At 59.7% G+C, this 13,766-nt stretch carries 15 protein-coding genes; 9 read left to right on the top strand and 6 right to left on the bottom strand.

Annotation, left to right across the window (positions count from 1 at the left end; translation table 11 throughout):
• The first annotated feature begins 178 nt into the window (after window positions 1-178).
• Window positions 179-850 (top strand): response regulator, encoded by a 672-nt coding sequence (locus E4O97_RS09995; protein WP_005785982.1) that lies wholly within the window; start codon window positions 179-181, stop codon window positions 848-850.
• Window positions 843-2,228 carry a sensor histidine kinase gene (locus E4O97_RS09990; protein WP_078820540.1) on the top strand — a complete coding sequence of 462 codons (1,386 nt, stop codon included), beginning with the start codon at window positions 843-845 and terminating at the stop codon, window positions 2,226-2,228. Before E4O97_RS09995 ends, E4O97_RS09990 begins: the two co-directional genes overlap by 8 nt.
• Here the strand turns inward: E4O97_RS09990 and E4O97_RS09985 are convergent, their stop codons facing one another.
• Both E4O97_RS09985 and E4O97_RS09980 read right to left on the bottom strand, forming a co-directional pair.
• Window positions 2,229-3,050, bottom strand: coding sequence for an HDOD domain-containing protein (locus tag E4O97_RS09985; protein ID WP_032877272.1), 822 nt, complete (start codon window positions 3,048-3,050; stop codon window positions 2,229-2,231).
• 36 nt (window positions 3,051-3,086) lie between these two features.
• A complete protein-coding gene (locus tag E4O97_RS09980) occupies window positions 3,087-4,028 on the bottom strand; it encodes a folate-binding protein YgfZ (RefSeq protein WP_248130509.1) in 942 nt (313 codons plus the stop codon).
• A 139-nt stretch (window positions 4,029-4,167) separates the two neighbouring features.
• Here E4O97_RS09980 and E4O97_RS09975 point away from each other — a divergent pair, with 139 nt between their 5' ends.
• On the top strand, window positions 4,168-4,422 hold the full coding sequence (locus E4O97_RS09975) for a succinate dehydrogenase assembly factor 2 (RefSeq protein ID WP_005785986.1): 255 nt from the start codon (window positions 4,168-4,170) through the stop codon (window positions 4,420-4,422).
• On the top strand, window positions 4,406-4,852 hold the full coding sequence (locus E4O97_RS09970; protein ID WP_248161275.1) for a protein YgfX: 447 nt from the start codon (window positions 4,406-4,408) through the stop codon (window positions 4,850-4,852). The genes E4O97_RS09975 and E4O97_RS09970 overlap by 17 nt, the downstream gene beginning before the upstream one ends.
• Here E4O97_RS09970 and nadB read toward each other — a convergent pair.
• Window positions 4,821-6,437 (bottom strand): L-aspartate oxidase, encoded by a 1,617-nt coding sequence (gene nadB / locus E4O97_RS09965; protein ID WP_032877268.1) that lies wholly within the window; start codon window positions 6,435-6,437, stop codon window positions 4,821-4,823. The two genes, E4O97_RS09970 and nadB, sit on opposite strands and share 32 nt — an antisense overlap.
• A gap of 461 nt (window positions 6,438-6,898) precedes the next feature.
• Between nadB and rpoE the strand changes: the two genes are divergently transcribed.
• From rpoE to E4O97_RS09945, 4 genes are all read left to right on the top strand, one after another.
• A complete protein-coding gene (gene rpoE, locus E4O97_RS09960) occupies window positions 6,899-7,480 on the top strand; it encodes an RNA polymerase sigma factor RpoE (protein WP_003172477.1) in 582 nt (193 codons plus the stop codon).
• A gap of 32 nt (window positions 7,481-7,512) precedes the next feature.
• Entirely contained in the window at window positions 7,513-8,100 is a 588-nt protein-coding gene (locus E4O97_RS09955; protein WP_005786011.1) for an RseA family anti-sigma factor, read from the top strand.
• Between the two features lie 16 nt (window positions 8,101-8,116).
• On the top strand, window positions 8,117-9,076 hold the full coding sequence (locus E4O97_RS09950; RefSeq protein ID WP_248161271.1) for a MucB/RseB C-terminal domain-containing protein: 960 nt from the start codon (window positions 8,117-8,119) through the stop codon (window positions 9,074-9,076).
• A 235-nt stretch (window positions 9,077-9,311) separates the two neighbouring features.
• The gene (locus E4O97_RS09945) at window positions 9,312-10,748 is read left to right on the top strand and encodes a DegQ family serine endoprotease (protein WP_005786015.1); all 1,437 of its coding nucleotides are present in this window, start codon (window positions 9,312-9,314) and stop codon (window positions 10,746-10,748) included.
• Between the two features lie 80 nt (window positions 10,749-10,828).
• Here the strand turns inward: E4O97_RS09945 and E4O97_RS09940 are convergent, their stop codons facing one another.
• Window positions 10,829-12,262 (bottom strand): M48 family metalloprotease, encoded by a 1,434-nt coding sequence (locus E4O97_RS09940; RefSeq protein WP_032877266.1) that lies wholly within the window; start codon window positions 12,260-12,262, stop codon window positions 10,829-10,831.
• Window positions 12,263-12,357: 95 nt separating this feature from the next.
• Here E4O97_RS09940 and E4O97_RS09935 point away from each other — a divergent pair, with 95 nt between their 5' ends.
• The gene (locus E4O97_RS09935) at window positions 12,358-12,597 is read left to right on the top strand and encodes a sulfurtransferase TusA family protein (protein WP_078820544.1); all 240 of its coding nucleotides are present in this window, start codon (window positions 12,358-12,360) and stop codon (window positions 12,595-12,597) included.
• 19 nt (window positions 12,598-12,616) lie between these two features.
• Here E4O97_RS09935 and E4O97_RS09930 read toward each other — a convergent pair whose 3' ends face one another.
• Together E4O97_RS09930 and E4O97_RS09925 are read right to left on the bottom strand one after the other, a co-directional pair.
• Window positions 12,617-13,090 (bottom strand): peroxiredoxin, encoded by a 474-nt coding sequence (locus E4O97_RS09930; RefSeq protein WP_248161269.1) that lies wholly within the window; start codon window positions 13,088-13,090, stop codon window positions 12,617-12,619.
• Between the two features lie 10 nt (window positions 13,091-13,100).
• Window positions 13,101-13,661 (bottom strand): glycine cleavage system protein R, encoded by a 561-nt coding sequence (locus E4O97_RS09925; RefSeq protein WP_003189463.1) that lies wholly within the window; start codon window positions 13,659-13,661, stop codon window positions 13,101-13,103.
• Window positions 13,662-13,766 lie beyond the last annotated feature (105 nt).

The raw sequence follows: 13,766 nt of genomic DNA, 5'->3' as shown, positions 1-13,766 counted from the left end.
TGAGGCAGCTCGGCGGGCAGAAACCACCGTAGCTGGATGCTAAAGGGCGAAGCTTTCACTAACCTTTCAATTGTCTTTCAATGTTTTCGGGCTTCACAGGGCAGGTTGCGCCTGTAAACTCGCCGGCCAGCGGGCCAATAAAACGCCGCGCCGACCACTCCTCATGAGGTAGAAATCCATGCGTGTCCTCCTGGTTGAAGACCATCTGCAACTTGCCGAAAGTGTTGCGCAAGCGCTCAAGGGCATGGGTCTGACCGTCGACGTGCTGCACGATGGTGTGGCCGCGGACCTGGCCTTGGGCAGCGAGGAATACGCGGCGGCGATCCTCGATGTGGGCCTGCCGCGCATGGATGGTTTCGAGGTGCTGGCGCGCTTGCGGGCCCGAGGGAAAAACCTGCCGGTGCTGATGCTGACGGCACGCAGTGATGTCAAAGACCGCGTGCACGGCCTGAACCTGGGCGCCGACGACTACCTCGCCAAGCCGTTCGAACTGACAGAGCTGGAAGCGCGGGTCAAGGCGCTGCTGCGCCGCAGTGTATTGGGCGGGGAGCGCCAGCAGACGTGCGGGGTGCTGGTATACGACCTGGACACACGACGCTTCACGGTTGGCGGTGAATTGATGACGTTGACCTCCCGCGAACAAGCCGTACTCGAAGCCTTGATCGCCCGACCGGGCCGCGTGATGAGCAAAGAGCAATTGGCCTCTCAGGTTTTCGGTCTGGACGAGGAGGCCAGCCCCGATGCCATCGAAATCTACGTGCACCGCCTGCGCAAGAAGCTCGACGGCCAGCCCATCGCCATCGTGACGTTCCGCGGCTTGGGCTACTTGCTGGAAGCCCGCGATGCATAAGCCCAGCAGTCTGCGCTGGCGCTTGCTGTGGAACCTGGCGCTGTTGCTGGTGCTGTTGATGCTCGCCAGCGGCATGAGCGCCTACTGGAACGGGCGCGAAGCCGCCGACACGGCCTATGACCGCACGCTGTTGGCTTCGGCGCGCACCATTGCCGCAGGCTTGACCCAGGTGGACGGCACCCTCAGCGCCAATGTGCCGTATGTGGCCCTCGACACTTTCGCCTACGACAGTGCCGGGCGCATCTATTATCAGGTCAACGATATCCATCAGAAGCTGATTTCCGGTTACGAAAACCTCCCAGGCCCGCCGCCCGGCACTCCCCGCACCGACGATTACCCGGCCTTGGCGCGCTTCTACAACGCCATGTACCAGGGCCAGCACGTGCGAGTGGTGAGCCTGCTCAAGGCCGTTTCCGAGCCGAACATGAATGGGATGGCCGAGATTCGTGTCGCGGAGACCGACGAAGCACGCGTTGCCATGGCCCGCAGCTTGATGGCCGACACGTTGCTGCGCCTGGGGATGCTGGCCATCGGCGCGTTGCTGCTGGTGTGGTTTGCGGTGAGCGCTGCACTGCGTCCGCTCGAACGCCTGCGTACAGCGGTGGAAGAACGCCAACCCGATGATTTGCGGCCGCTGCCATTGGTGGAAGTTCAGGATGAGTTCGGCCCGCTGGTGCGCTCCCTCAACCATTTCACCGAACGTCTGCGCGGCCAGTTCGAGCGCCAGGCCCAGTTTATTGCCGATGCAGCCCACGAACTGCGTACGCCCTTGGCGGCGCTCAAGGCTCGCCTGGAACTGGGCTTGCGTGCCCAGGAGCCGTCCACCTGGCACAGCACCCTGGAAAGCGCTGCCCAGGGCACCGACCGCCTGACCCATCTGGCTAATCAATTGTTGTCCCTGGCCCGTATCGAAAACGGTGCCCGAGCCATTGCTGAAGGAGGCGCGCAGTTGCTCGACCTCAGCCAGTTGGCGCGCGAACTGGGCATGGCCATGGCGCCGCTGGCTCACGCACGCGGGGTGGCCCTGGCACTGGAGGCGGACGAGCCGGTCTGGTTGCGCGGTGAACCGACGCTGTTGAATGAGCTGCTGAGCAATCTGGTGGACAACGCTATGGCCCATACGCCACCTGGCGGCAATGTGATTTTGCGCGTGACCGCGCCGGCGGTGCTGGAGGTTGAGGATGATGGCCCAGGCATCCCGTTGGATGAGCGGGACCGGGTATTCGAGCGCTTTTATCGCCGTAGCCAGCAGGGCATGGGGTCGGGCTTGGGGCTGGCAATTGTCGGGGAGATCTGCCGTGCGCACCTGGCGCAGATCAGCCTGCATGATGGCGAGTTGGCTGGGTTGAAAGTGCGCGTGAGTTTTATCGCCGGTTGATCAGTAGAACATCGACCGTGCTTCATCCAGTTCGGTGCGCGATTTCTCGCTGTAGAGATCAATTCGCAGCTTTTTCATCGCAGGTACGCTGGTAATGTCGACTTTCGCCAGCGGATGGTCGGTGTTGTGATGGCAGTAGAGCACGGCGATCTGCACCAGATCCACATAGTCGAGTGTGGCAGAGTTGCGTTCCAGGTTCAGGTACTGGCCCGGCAGTTTCGCCAGCATTTCGGGGAAGTCCCAGCCACTCAGCAGTTTGTCGCCCAGTAACGGATGAATGCTTTCGATGACGTGGTTGAGGCTGACCGGGTCGGAAAGCAGCTCGTAGTGGTCTTCGGCGTAGGTGAGGATCGGCAGCACGCCGATCTGATGCACCAACCCGCCGAGGGCCGCCTGGTCGGCCTTGAGGTGACTATGCCGGCGACACAAGGCATAGCTGACGCCGGCGACTTCCAGGCTACGGCACCACACATCGCGCATTTTCTGTGCGACCACTTCGGAGCGGGCGTGAAAAATCTGCTCCATCACCAGGCCGATGGCCAGGTTGCTGCTGTAGTTGGTGCCCAGCCGCGTGATGGCCGTGTGCAGGTCGGTGACTTCCTGGCTCGCCCGTAACAGCGGGCTGTTGACCACCTTGATCAGGCGCGCCGACAGGGCGGTGTCGCGACTGATCACCTTGCTCAAATGACTGATGCTGATCTCAGGGTCTTCGGCGGCCTGGCGAATTTTCAGGGCCACCTCCGGCAATGTCGGCAGAACCAGGTCATCGTTGTCGATGGCCGTCACCAACGCCTGTTGGACTTTTTCCGCCAGCTTGTTCATTCATGCTCTCTAGGGTGCTGCAAAAAGGTATGGCGATTAACGCTGGATCTCGCGATCACGGTCCAGTTGGTAAGGCAGATCAAGCAGCTGCAGGCCGGGCCCTTCCAGGCTGCCTGTACGCACGTCGCCACTCTCGGCAGCTTCGGCTTGCAGCACAGCGAGAAGTTCAATCGACTGGTCAGCTTTTGCCGCGATCACGACCTCGCCAACCGCGCTGTTATGGCCTGGGGAAAACAACGGCGTGCCGGGCTCGGGTAATTGCGTGGCTTCAAGGCTCAGTCGATACAGGCGTCGCTTGAGTTTGCCCAGGTATTGCATGCGCGCGACGATTTCCTGGCCGGTGTAGCAGCCTTTCTTGAAACTGACGCCGCCCACGGCTTGCAGGTTGAGCATCTGCGGGATGAACAGTTCGCGGGTCTGCGCCATTACCTGGCCGATACCCGCGCGAATCTGGCCAAGTAGCCAGGCATTCAACTCAGCCTGTGGCAATTGTGCGGCCAGTTGGTTGCGCACGGTGTCGGCTTGTTCGGTGGGCACCCAGAGTTCGGCACGGCCAGGGGACACGCGAATAGCGATCAAGGTGTCGGTGCGCACCACGCTGTCGGTTTCGGCGGGTAGCGTCAGGCCAAGGGCGGCCAGGGACGCGTCTGCGTTCGCCAATCCGAAGCGTACCCAGGCGGCGCTTTCGTCGGTAAGTTTGGATTTGGAGAACACCGCGTATTTCTTCAGGTCTGCCAACTGCGGTTCGAGCAGCTCCGTGGCCATGGCCAGGAGTACGCCGTCACCTTGCAGCAGGATGCGGAAGCTGGACTGCATCCGGCCTTTTTGCGTGCAGCGCGCGCCCAGGCTGGCCTGGGTATCACTCAGGTAATTGAGGTTGCAGGTCAGCTGGCCTTGCAGGAATTTGGCAGCATCAGAACCGCGGACGGCGAGAACGCCTTCGTGGGACAGGGGGCAGAAGAAAGCAGAGTCAGCCATGGGTCATCGCAGGTTAAAAAATCATGGGTGCATCATAGAGGGGCGTCCGGCAAATGCATAGTTTCGTCGCGGGCGACCAAAGCCGACTGTTCCGGTGTCGCCGGGCCTGTATACTTGCGCTCTATTTGAGGAGGGCTCCATGGTCGAAGATGTAGAAATCAATCGCCTCTACTGGCACAGCCGTCGTGGCATGCTGGAGCTGGATGTGTTGTTGGTGCCTTTCACCAAAGAGGTGTACGCAACGCTCGATCAGGTGGACCGCGAGCTCTACGTCAGGTTGCTGACCTGTGAAGATCAGGACATGTTCGGCTGGTTCATGGAGCGCGCTGAATCTGAAGATCCAGAGCTGCAGCGCATGGTTCGGATGATCCTGGATCGTGTCCAGCCCAAGTAATCGTTTTGAATGCCGCTGGCAGGCCTCGCGGCGGTTGCTGGCGGCGTATCTGCTTGCCCTGCTGATCGCACTGGGCAGCCTGCTGGTTTTGAACCTGCCTTATTCGAGCCTCGGCATCCTGTTATGCCTGGCACACTGTGCGTGGGTGCTACCGCGCCATGTTCTGCTTACTCACCGTTCGTCGATTCGTGGCCTGCGCCGCGACGAAGATGGCTGGCAGTTATGGAACTCTGCGCGCGGCTGGCACGCCGTGCAACTTCGCCCCGACAGCCTGGCGTTACCGTTGATCGTGGTGTTGCGTTATCGCGTGCAGGGTGAGCGGCGAGTACGCGCGGTCTGTGTGCCCAAGGACGCGCAGGCCGCCGATGTGCATCGGCGCCTGCGGGTACGCCTGAAGTTCAGCCGCCGTAGGTGGTTGGCACCAGAATAGTGTCGCGGGCTTCGGGCAACATCTGCGGATAATCGAGGGTGTAATGCAGGCCCCGGCTTTCCTTGCGCTCCATGGCTGAGCGGATCATCAACTCGGCTACTTGCGCCAGGTTGCGTAATTCGATCAGGTCGCGGCTGACTTTATAGTTGCTGTAGAACTCGTCGATCTCGTCCAACAGCAAACGTACCCGGTGCTGCGCCCGTTGCAGGCGCTTGTTGGTGCGCACAATGCCCACGTAGTCCCACATGAAACGCCGCAACTCGTCCCAGTTGTGCGCGATGATCACGTCTTCGTCCGAATCGGTGACCTGGCTGGCGTCCCAGCGGGGCAGGGCGGCTGGAACCTTGATGCGCGGCAGTTGTTCAAGGATATCCGCTGCTGCCGAGCGAGCGTACACGAAGCACTCGAGCAGCGAATTGCTGGCCATGCGGTTGGCGCCGTGCAGACCGGTAAAGCTGGTTTCGCCGATGGCGTAGAGGCCGGGCACGTCGGTGCGCCCGTGCTGGTCAACCATCACGCCGCCGCAGGTGTAGTGCGCGGCCGGCACTACCGGGATCGGGCCTTTGGTGATATCGATATTGAACGTCAGACAGCGTTCATAGACGGTCGGGAAGTGGGCCTTGATAAACGCTTCGGGCTTGTGGCTGATGTCCAGGTAGACGCAATCGATCCCCAGACGCTTCATCTCGTGGTCGATGGCGCGGGCGACAATGTCGCGCGGTGCCAGCTCGGCGCGTGGGTCGAAGCGCTGCATGAAGCGCTCGCCATTGGGCAGCTTCAAGTGCGCACCTTCGCCGCGCAGGGCTTCGGTGATCAGGAAACTCTTGGCTTGCGGGTGATACAGGCAGGTGGGGTGGAACTGATTGAACTCCAGGTTGGCCACCCGGCAGCCCGAGCGCCAGGCCATGGCAATGCCGTCACCGCAGGCGCCGTCAGGGTTGCTGGTATAGAGGTAAACCTTGGCTGCCCCGCCCGAGGCAAGAATAGTGAAGCGCGCCCCGTAGGTATCGACTTCGCCACTGGTGCGATTGAGTACGTAGGCGCCGAGACAGCGCTCGCCCGCAAGGCCTAGGCGTTTTTCGGTGATCAGGTCGACAGCGACGCGTTGCTCCAGCAATTGGATGTTGGGCCGTTGGCGAGCCTGGTCGAGCAGGGTCTTGAAAATCGCGGCACCCGTGGCGTCGGCGGCGTGAATGATACGGCGATGGCTGTGGCCGCCTTCGCGTGTCAGGTGGAACTCAAAGCCGCCGTCGTCGCTGCCGGCATGTTCATCACGGGTGAAGGGCACACCTTGGTCGATCAGCCATTGGATGGCTTCCCGGCTGTGCTCGACGGTGAAGCGCACGGCCTCCTCATTGCACAGGCCGCCGCCAGCGTTAAGGGTGTCTTCGACATGCGATTGCACCGTGTCGGTGTCGTCCAGTACCGCCGCGACACCGCCCTGGGCCCAGAATGTCGAGCCGTTGGCCAGGTCGCCTTTGCTCAAAACCGCAATGCGCAGGTGGCTGGGTAGGGTCAGGGCAAGGCTCAAGCCGGCTGCGCCGCTGCCGATCACCAGCACATCGTGTTGAAACTGTTGGCTCATTGGAAGGATTCCGCAAAAAGCGATCCGAAGGAGCGGCGCAAACAGGACGCCTGGATCGGCGAATCAAAGGGTCACACGGGCCACTAGTATATAGAGGGGTGGAGCGGCACAATAGCCACGCATTCGTGGCATTGTGAGATTATGCTGCGCAGCTTTGGGAAACAGCCGGTTGGCGGGACGGGAACTTTTTGCATGGGCCCCGACTCAATAGCAGGTTGCCCGAAAGCTGGGAAAACGTTGAGTTTATTGGCCCGTCGGGAGCATTGGACGCGTCACGAAACCGGCGACAAGATTATTCGCGCAGCCGGCCCCGCCCGGGCTGCGTTTTTCGTGTGTGCCAAATCAGTGCATGCCGGAAACTTGCTTGAAGGGGGAGAACTTTTGCGAAAAGCCCGAGTCTATGTTTGCAAGCCTGATCGTTTAGTTATGCAAGCCTCCTTCAAGTACAACGAGGAGTGTTCATGCTAACCCAGGAAGAGGATCAGCAGCTGGTCGAGCGCGTACAACGCGGCGACAAGCGAGCATTTGATCTGCTAGTGCTGAAATACCAGCACAAAATTCTCGGGTTGATCGTGCGGTTTGTGCACGACACCCATGAAGCGCAGGACGTTGCACAGGAAGCCTTTATCAAGGCGTACCGTGCACTTGGAAATTTCCGCGGTGATAGTGCGTTTTATACGTGGCTATATCGCATCGCCATTAACACGGCGAAGAACTATCTGGTGTCTCGCGGCCGCCGCCCACCAGACAGTGATGTCAGTTCAGAAGATGCTGAATTTTACGATGGTGATCACGGCCTCAAAGATCTCGAGTCGCCGGAGCGTGCATTGCTGCGCGACGAGATCGAAGGCACCGTCCATCGAACAATTCAGCAACTGCCAGAAGATTTGCGTACGGCATTAACTTTACGTGAATTCGATGGTCTGAGTTACGAAGACATTGCGAGCGTCATGCAATGTCCGGTGGGGACTGTAAGGTCACGGATTTTCCGGGCCCGGGAAGCCATCGACAAAGCCTTGCAACCATTGTTGCAGGAAAACTAAAGACAGCGGCGACAGCCAAGAGAGGAACCGCCATGAGTCGTGATGCCCTGCAGGAATCGCTGTCCGCAGTGATGGATAACGAAGCGGATGAACTGGAACTTCGTCGAGTGCTTAACGCATTTGATGATGCCGAAACCCGTGATACCTGGTCTCGTTACCAAGTCGCTCGGGCGGTGATGCACAAGGATCTTTTAATCCCTCGTCTGGATATTGCTGCGGCCGTTTCTGCCGCGCTGGCTGATGAAGCCGTTCCGGCCAAAGCTGCTCGTGGCCCGTGGCGTAGCCTGGGTCGACTGGCAGTGGCTGCCTCGGTGACCGTCGCCGTACTGGCTGGTGTTCGCCTGTACAACCAAGACGAAATTGCCGGTGCCGAACTGGCCCAGCAAACTCAGCAGCCCGTCATGGCGGGTCCGCAAGTCAAAGGCCCGGCTGTACTGGCAGGCTACAAGGAAAGCTCTGATACCACAGGTCCGATGGCCAATGGTGTGCTTCAAGGGCAATCCGGCTGGCAAGATCAGCGTCTACCAGGCTACCTGCGTCAGCACGCACAGGAATCGGCCGCCAAAGGCACCGAAAGCGCTCTGCCATACGCTCGCGCAGCCAGTCAGGAAAACCGCTGATCCGTTAGGGAGCTCTATGCGCGCCATACCGCTCCTTGCGCTGTTGCTCAGTAGTTGGATTGCACAGTCCGCCCATGCCGATGAAGCCCAAGACTGGCTGACTCGACTTGGGCGTGCAGAGCAGCAGCAAAGCTTTGAAGGTACGTTTGTTTACGAACGTAATGGCAGTTTTTCTACCCACGCTATCTGGCACCGTGTGCAGGACGGTCATGTCCGTGAGCGGTTGCTGCAACTGGACGGCTCGCCTCAGGAAACCGTACGGTTGGATGGCCGGACGCACTGCGTCAGTGGTGCTCTGAGTGCTGGGTTGGTTGCTTCTTCTGATGCACCTTCGCGTGCTCTCGATTCAAAAAAACTCACTCAATTCTATGAACTTGCCGTCATTGGCAAATCCCGCGTGGCCGGTCGTCATGCTGTGATTGTGTCAATCAGCCCGCGAGATCACTACCGCTACGGCTTTGAATTGCACCTGGATCGTGAGACGGCTCTGCCGCTCAAATCCCTGCTGCTCAATGATCAGGGGCAGTTGCTGGAGCGCTTTCAGTATGCGCGCCTGGATACCTCGGTCGTTCCTGCCGAGCATGACTTACAGCCTGGCAGCGAATGCTCGCCTGTTGCTGCTTCCACCGATAAAGCCTCTGACATGCCTGCCTCCCAGGCGTGGCATCTGGATTGGCTGCCGCCTGGTTTCCAGCAGGTCAGCAGCACCACGCGCAAAGACAGCCAAACGAAATCGACCGTCGATAGCCTGATGTATGATGATGGGCTCGCACGCTTTTCTGTATTTCTTGAGTCCGCCAAGGGCGCCGACATGAATGAAACCCGCGCTCAGCTCGGCCCGACGGTGGCGGTTTCTCGGCGTTTGAATACGGTTGACGGTGAGATGATGGTCACCGTAGTAGGGGAGATCCCCGTCGGCACTGCTGAGCGTATCGCGCTGTCGGTACGCGGTGAAAATACCGCTGCCAGGCCGTGAGATTGTTAATTCTATGTTCATCCTGACCTTTCAATCTGTGCTCAAGTTAGGTTGAGGGCCGATCGTATGAAATTTCTGGATCAGCATTTTCACTTGCAAAAACTTCCCATGTTTTTTATAGGTCAGGGTTTGTTGGCTCTGGCCTTGTTTTGTTCGCGGAACAAAAATGTCGTTTGCCGCATTCGGCGTTTATTGGACCCTGTCGCTTAACCCTGCTCGTCGTAACGGGAGCTGTATGTCGATACCACGTTTGAAGTCTTACCTATCCATAGTCGCCACAGTGCTGGTACTGGGTCAGGCCTTACCTGCGCAAGCAGTTGAGCTGCCTGACTTCACCCAACTGGTAGAGCAAGCCTCACCGGCGGTGGTGAATATCAGTACCACCCAGAAACTGCCGGATCGCAAAGTTTCGAACCAGCAGATGCCCGACCTGGAAGGCTTGCCGCCCATGCTGCGCGAGTTCTTCGAGCGCGGTATGCCGCAACCGCGCACCCCTCGTGGTGGCGGTGGTCAGCGCGAAGCCCAATCCCTGGGGTCCGGCTTCATCATTTCGCCTGACGGCTATATTCTGACCAACAACCACGTGATTGCCGATGCCGACGAAATCCTCGTGCGCCTGGCTGATCGCAGTGAGCTCAAGGCCAAGCTGATCGGTACCGACCCGCGTTCCGACGTAGCCTTGCTTAAAATCGATGGCAAGGACCTGCCGGTTCTCAAGCTGGGCAAATCCCAGGACTTGAAGGCCGGGCAATGGGTCGTCGCGATCGGTTCGCCGTTCGGCTTTGACCATACCGTCACCCAGGGTATCGTCAGTGCTATTGGCCGCAGCCTGCCGAATGAAAACTACGTACCGTTTATCCAGACCGACGTGCCGATCAACCCGGGCAACTCTGGGGGGCCATTGTTCAACCTGGCTGGCGAAGTGGTAGGCATCAACTCACAGATCTACACCCGTTCCGGTGGTTTCATGGGCGTGTCTTTCGCGATCCCGATCGACGTAGCCATGGACGTCTCCAATCAGCTCAAAAGCGGTGGCAAAGTCAGCCGTGGCTGGTTGGGCGTAGTGATCCAGGAAGTCAACAAAGACCTGGCTGAATCCTTCGGCCTCGACAAGCCGGCCGGTGCTCTGGTTGCGCAAATCCAGGACAATGGTCCAGCGGCCAAAGGCGGCCTTAAAGTCGGCGACGTGATTCTGAGCATGAACGGCCAACCCATCGTCATGTCGGCGGACCTGCCTCATCTGGTCGGCGCGCTCAAGGCTGGCGGCAAGGCCAAACTGGAAGTGATTCGTGACGGCAAGCGCCAGAACGTAGAGCTGACCGTTGGTGCGATCCCGGAAGAAGGCGCGACGCTGGATGCCCTGGGTAATGCCAAGCCGGGTGCAGAGCGCAGCAGTAACCGCCTGGGCATCGCCGTGGTTGAACTGACCGCCGAGCAGAAGAAGACGTTTGACCTGCAAAGCGGTGTGGTGATCAAGGAAGTCCAGGACGGCCCAGCCGCCCTGATCGGCCTGCAGCCGGGCGACGTGATCACTCACCTGAACAATCAGGCGATCAACACCACCAAGGAGTTCACCGACATCGCCAAGGCGTTGCCGAAGAACCGTTCGGTGTCGATGCGCGTACTGCGTCAAGGTCGTGCCAGCTTCATTACCTTCAAGTTGGCCGAGTAATCGTCAAGCCTGCATTGCAATAGAAACAAAAAGCCCCGCTGCCGGTTAACGGCAGCGGGGCTTTTTTGTGGGTGACGGGTTTAGCTCATCATCCCTTTCACCAGGCGTTCCTGTTCGATCAGCTCACGCTGACGTGCGTCGATACGTGAGGACAGTGGGAAATTACTGCCGGCGCGGCGCTTGGCAAAGTCCAGTTGCTGGATGGCCTGCTGGAAGTCCCCCACCAGTGCGAAGTATTCGGCGCGGGCCTGATGCAGGCCGATGATGTTGCCGGACAGGCCGCGTGTTTCGGCCACCTGATACCACACGTCCGGATCGTCGGGGCGTGACTTGAGCAAGCCATCCAGCGCCTTTTCGGCATCGGCGGTGCGGTTCTGCTTAAGCAGCAGGTCTACCCGCACCTGGTTCAGCGGATAGTTGCTGGGGTACTGGGTGAGCATACGGTCAGTCCGTTGCTGGGCATCCGCCATGCGGTTGTTGGTAATGTCCAGTTCGATCTGCGCCAGATTGTAGGTGATGTCATTGGGTGCCTTGGCCAGCAGCGGTGCCAGGCTTTCCCGTGCTTCCTTGAGTTGGACTCCCTTGATCTGCGCAATGGCGAGGCCATAACGCGCTACATCGTTTTTGGGGTTGTCGTCCAACTGCGCCTGGAAGCGCTTGGCAGCCAGGCCAGGCGTGTCTTCGTATTTCAATTGCACGCGTGCGCGAATCAGTTGATAGCGCAGGCTGTCTTCCTTGCCGCCGAGTTTGGCCTGTTCGGCGCGGTTGCGGGTGTCGGCAATACGCGATTCGGTCACTGGGTGCGTCAACAGGAACTCCGGTGGCTTGGCATCGAAGCGGTACTGACGCATCAGGCGTTCGAACATGGTGGGCATCGACCGCGGGTCGTAGCCGGCTTTCTCCAGGTTGAGGATGCCGATGCGGTCTGCCTCTTGTTCGTTCTGCCGGGAGAACCGGCGCTGCTCCTGGATCGCAGCCGCTTGTGAGCCGGCAATTGCGGCGATACCCGCATCGCCGGCACCCGCGGCGGCGGCAATAATGCCGCCAAGCAGCGCCGCCATCATTGGCAGTTGCATGCGTGACTGGGCTTCCACGCCCCTGGCAAAGTGACGCTGGGACAAGTGCGCCAGTTCGTGGGCCAGTACCGACGCGTACTCACCTTCGGTCTGGGCATTGAGGAACAAGCCGCCGTTCACCCCAATGATCCCCCCGGGTGCCGCAAAGGCGTTGAGCTGCGGGCTGTTGATCAGGATGAATTCCAGGCGCCGATCGTTGACCTGGCTGGTTTCCACCAGCTTGTACACGCTGGTTTCTACGTAGTCCTTGAGTTGCGGGTCGTTAAGCTGCGACACCTGACCGCGCAAATAGGCCAGCCAGGCGCGGCCCAGTTGATATTCCTGTTGGGGCGAGACAATGGCAGAACTGGCGTCACCAAGTGACGGCAGCTCATCAGCGAAGGCCGGGGAGGCCAGCAGGCAGGCCAGCGTCAGCAGGGTAGGGCGCAAAAAAGTCATGCACAAAGCCTTTCGACAAAGAGCTTACTGTAGCCGGACACTGCGCCTGGGACCAGATATTCTAAGCAACCCGAATGTTTGCCTGGAGTAACACCATGACCGACGCTTTAGCCTTTGACGCCGAACTTGATGCCAGCGGCCTCAACTGCCCGTTGCCCTTGCTCAAGGCCAAGATGGAACTCAATAAAATGGCCCGCGGTGCGGTGCTCAAGGTGACCGCCACCGACGCTGGCTCCCAGCGTGACTTCCGCACCTTTGCCAAACTCGCCGGCCACACCCTGGAGCATGAAGAAGACGCCGAGGGTGTGTACCGGTATTGGTTGCGCAAGGCCTGACGGCCTTATCGACGAATAATCAGGCCTTGTTCAGCGCCTGCGCTGCCGCCAACACGGCATCCACATGCCCCGGCACTTTCACGCCGCGCCATTCCTGACGCAGCACGCCTTCGCTGTCGATCAGAAAGGTGCTGCGATCCACGCCCAGGTATTCCTTGCCGTACAGCTTCTTGAGCTTGATCACATCAAACAGCTGGCAGACCGCTTCGTCCTTGTCGCTGATCAGCTCGAAAGGAAACTCCTGCTTGGCCTTGAAGTTTTCGTGGGACTTCACGCTGTCACGCGACACACCAAACACTTCAGTGTTGGCGGCCTGGAAAGCTGCGTACTGGTCACGAAAGCCCTGGCCTTCAGTGGTGCAGCCCGGGGTGCTGTCCTTGGGGTAGAAGTAGATCACCACTTGCTTGCCCTTGATAGCTGCGAGGCTGAAAGTCTGGCCGCTGGTGGCCTGGGCTTCGAAATCGGCGACGGGTTTGTCGATGGCTACCGGCATGAGTCTTTCCTTACATTGGGTTCTGTGGGCGCCATGGCTCGATCAGCGCGTCGAGGTTCAGGGCATCGGCAAAATCCAGGAACTGGTCGCGCAACCAACTGATCTGTACGCCGGCCGGCAGGGTAACGGTGAACGTGGCGTTGAGCATGGTGCCGCCGGTTTGAGGCGCCTGGTAGGTGTCGCAGGTCAGGTTTTCCAGCTCGACGTTGTGGTCGATGAAGAACTGGCACAACTCGTTGACGATGTCCGAGCGGTAGGCCGAGCTGACGTACGCCACATAAGGCAAGGCCTGTGGGCGATTTTCCAGGGCGGCGCTGCGCACCACATTGACGGTGAAGTCGTGCTTTTTGGCCAGGCCCGGCAGGCCGGTTTCCAGGCGCGCCAATGCGTCCCAGGAGCCGGAAATCTGCAAGACCAGCGCGCTGCACTCGCCGTGGCGAGTCAGGCGCGAGGTCACGACCGCGCAGCGGTTCTCATGGCTGGCGCGGCACAGGACGTTGGTCAGCTCCATGGGGTTGGCGCCGAGGGCACTGATAACAAGGAATTGTTCGCGAACTGTGGGGGTGGACATGCAGCCTTCCTAAAGCGATGAGCGGTCAATACTGTGTGGGCCGTATCGATCAAAGGATCAAGGGTAGCGAAAAGCGTCGCCAAGGGCTAGGAGGTGGCGTTTTCA

Source organism: Pseudomonas sp. W15Feb34 (genome assembly GCF_023127765.1).
GTDB classification, from domain to species: domain Bacteria; phylum Pseudomonadota; class Gammaproteobacteria; order Pseudomonadales; family Pseudomonadaceae; genus Aquipseudomonas; species Aquipseudomonas synxantha_A.
This window is presented reverse-complemented; position numbering and strand designations above follow the sequence as displayed.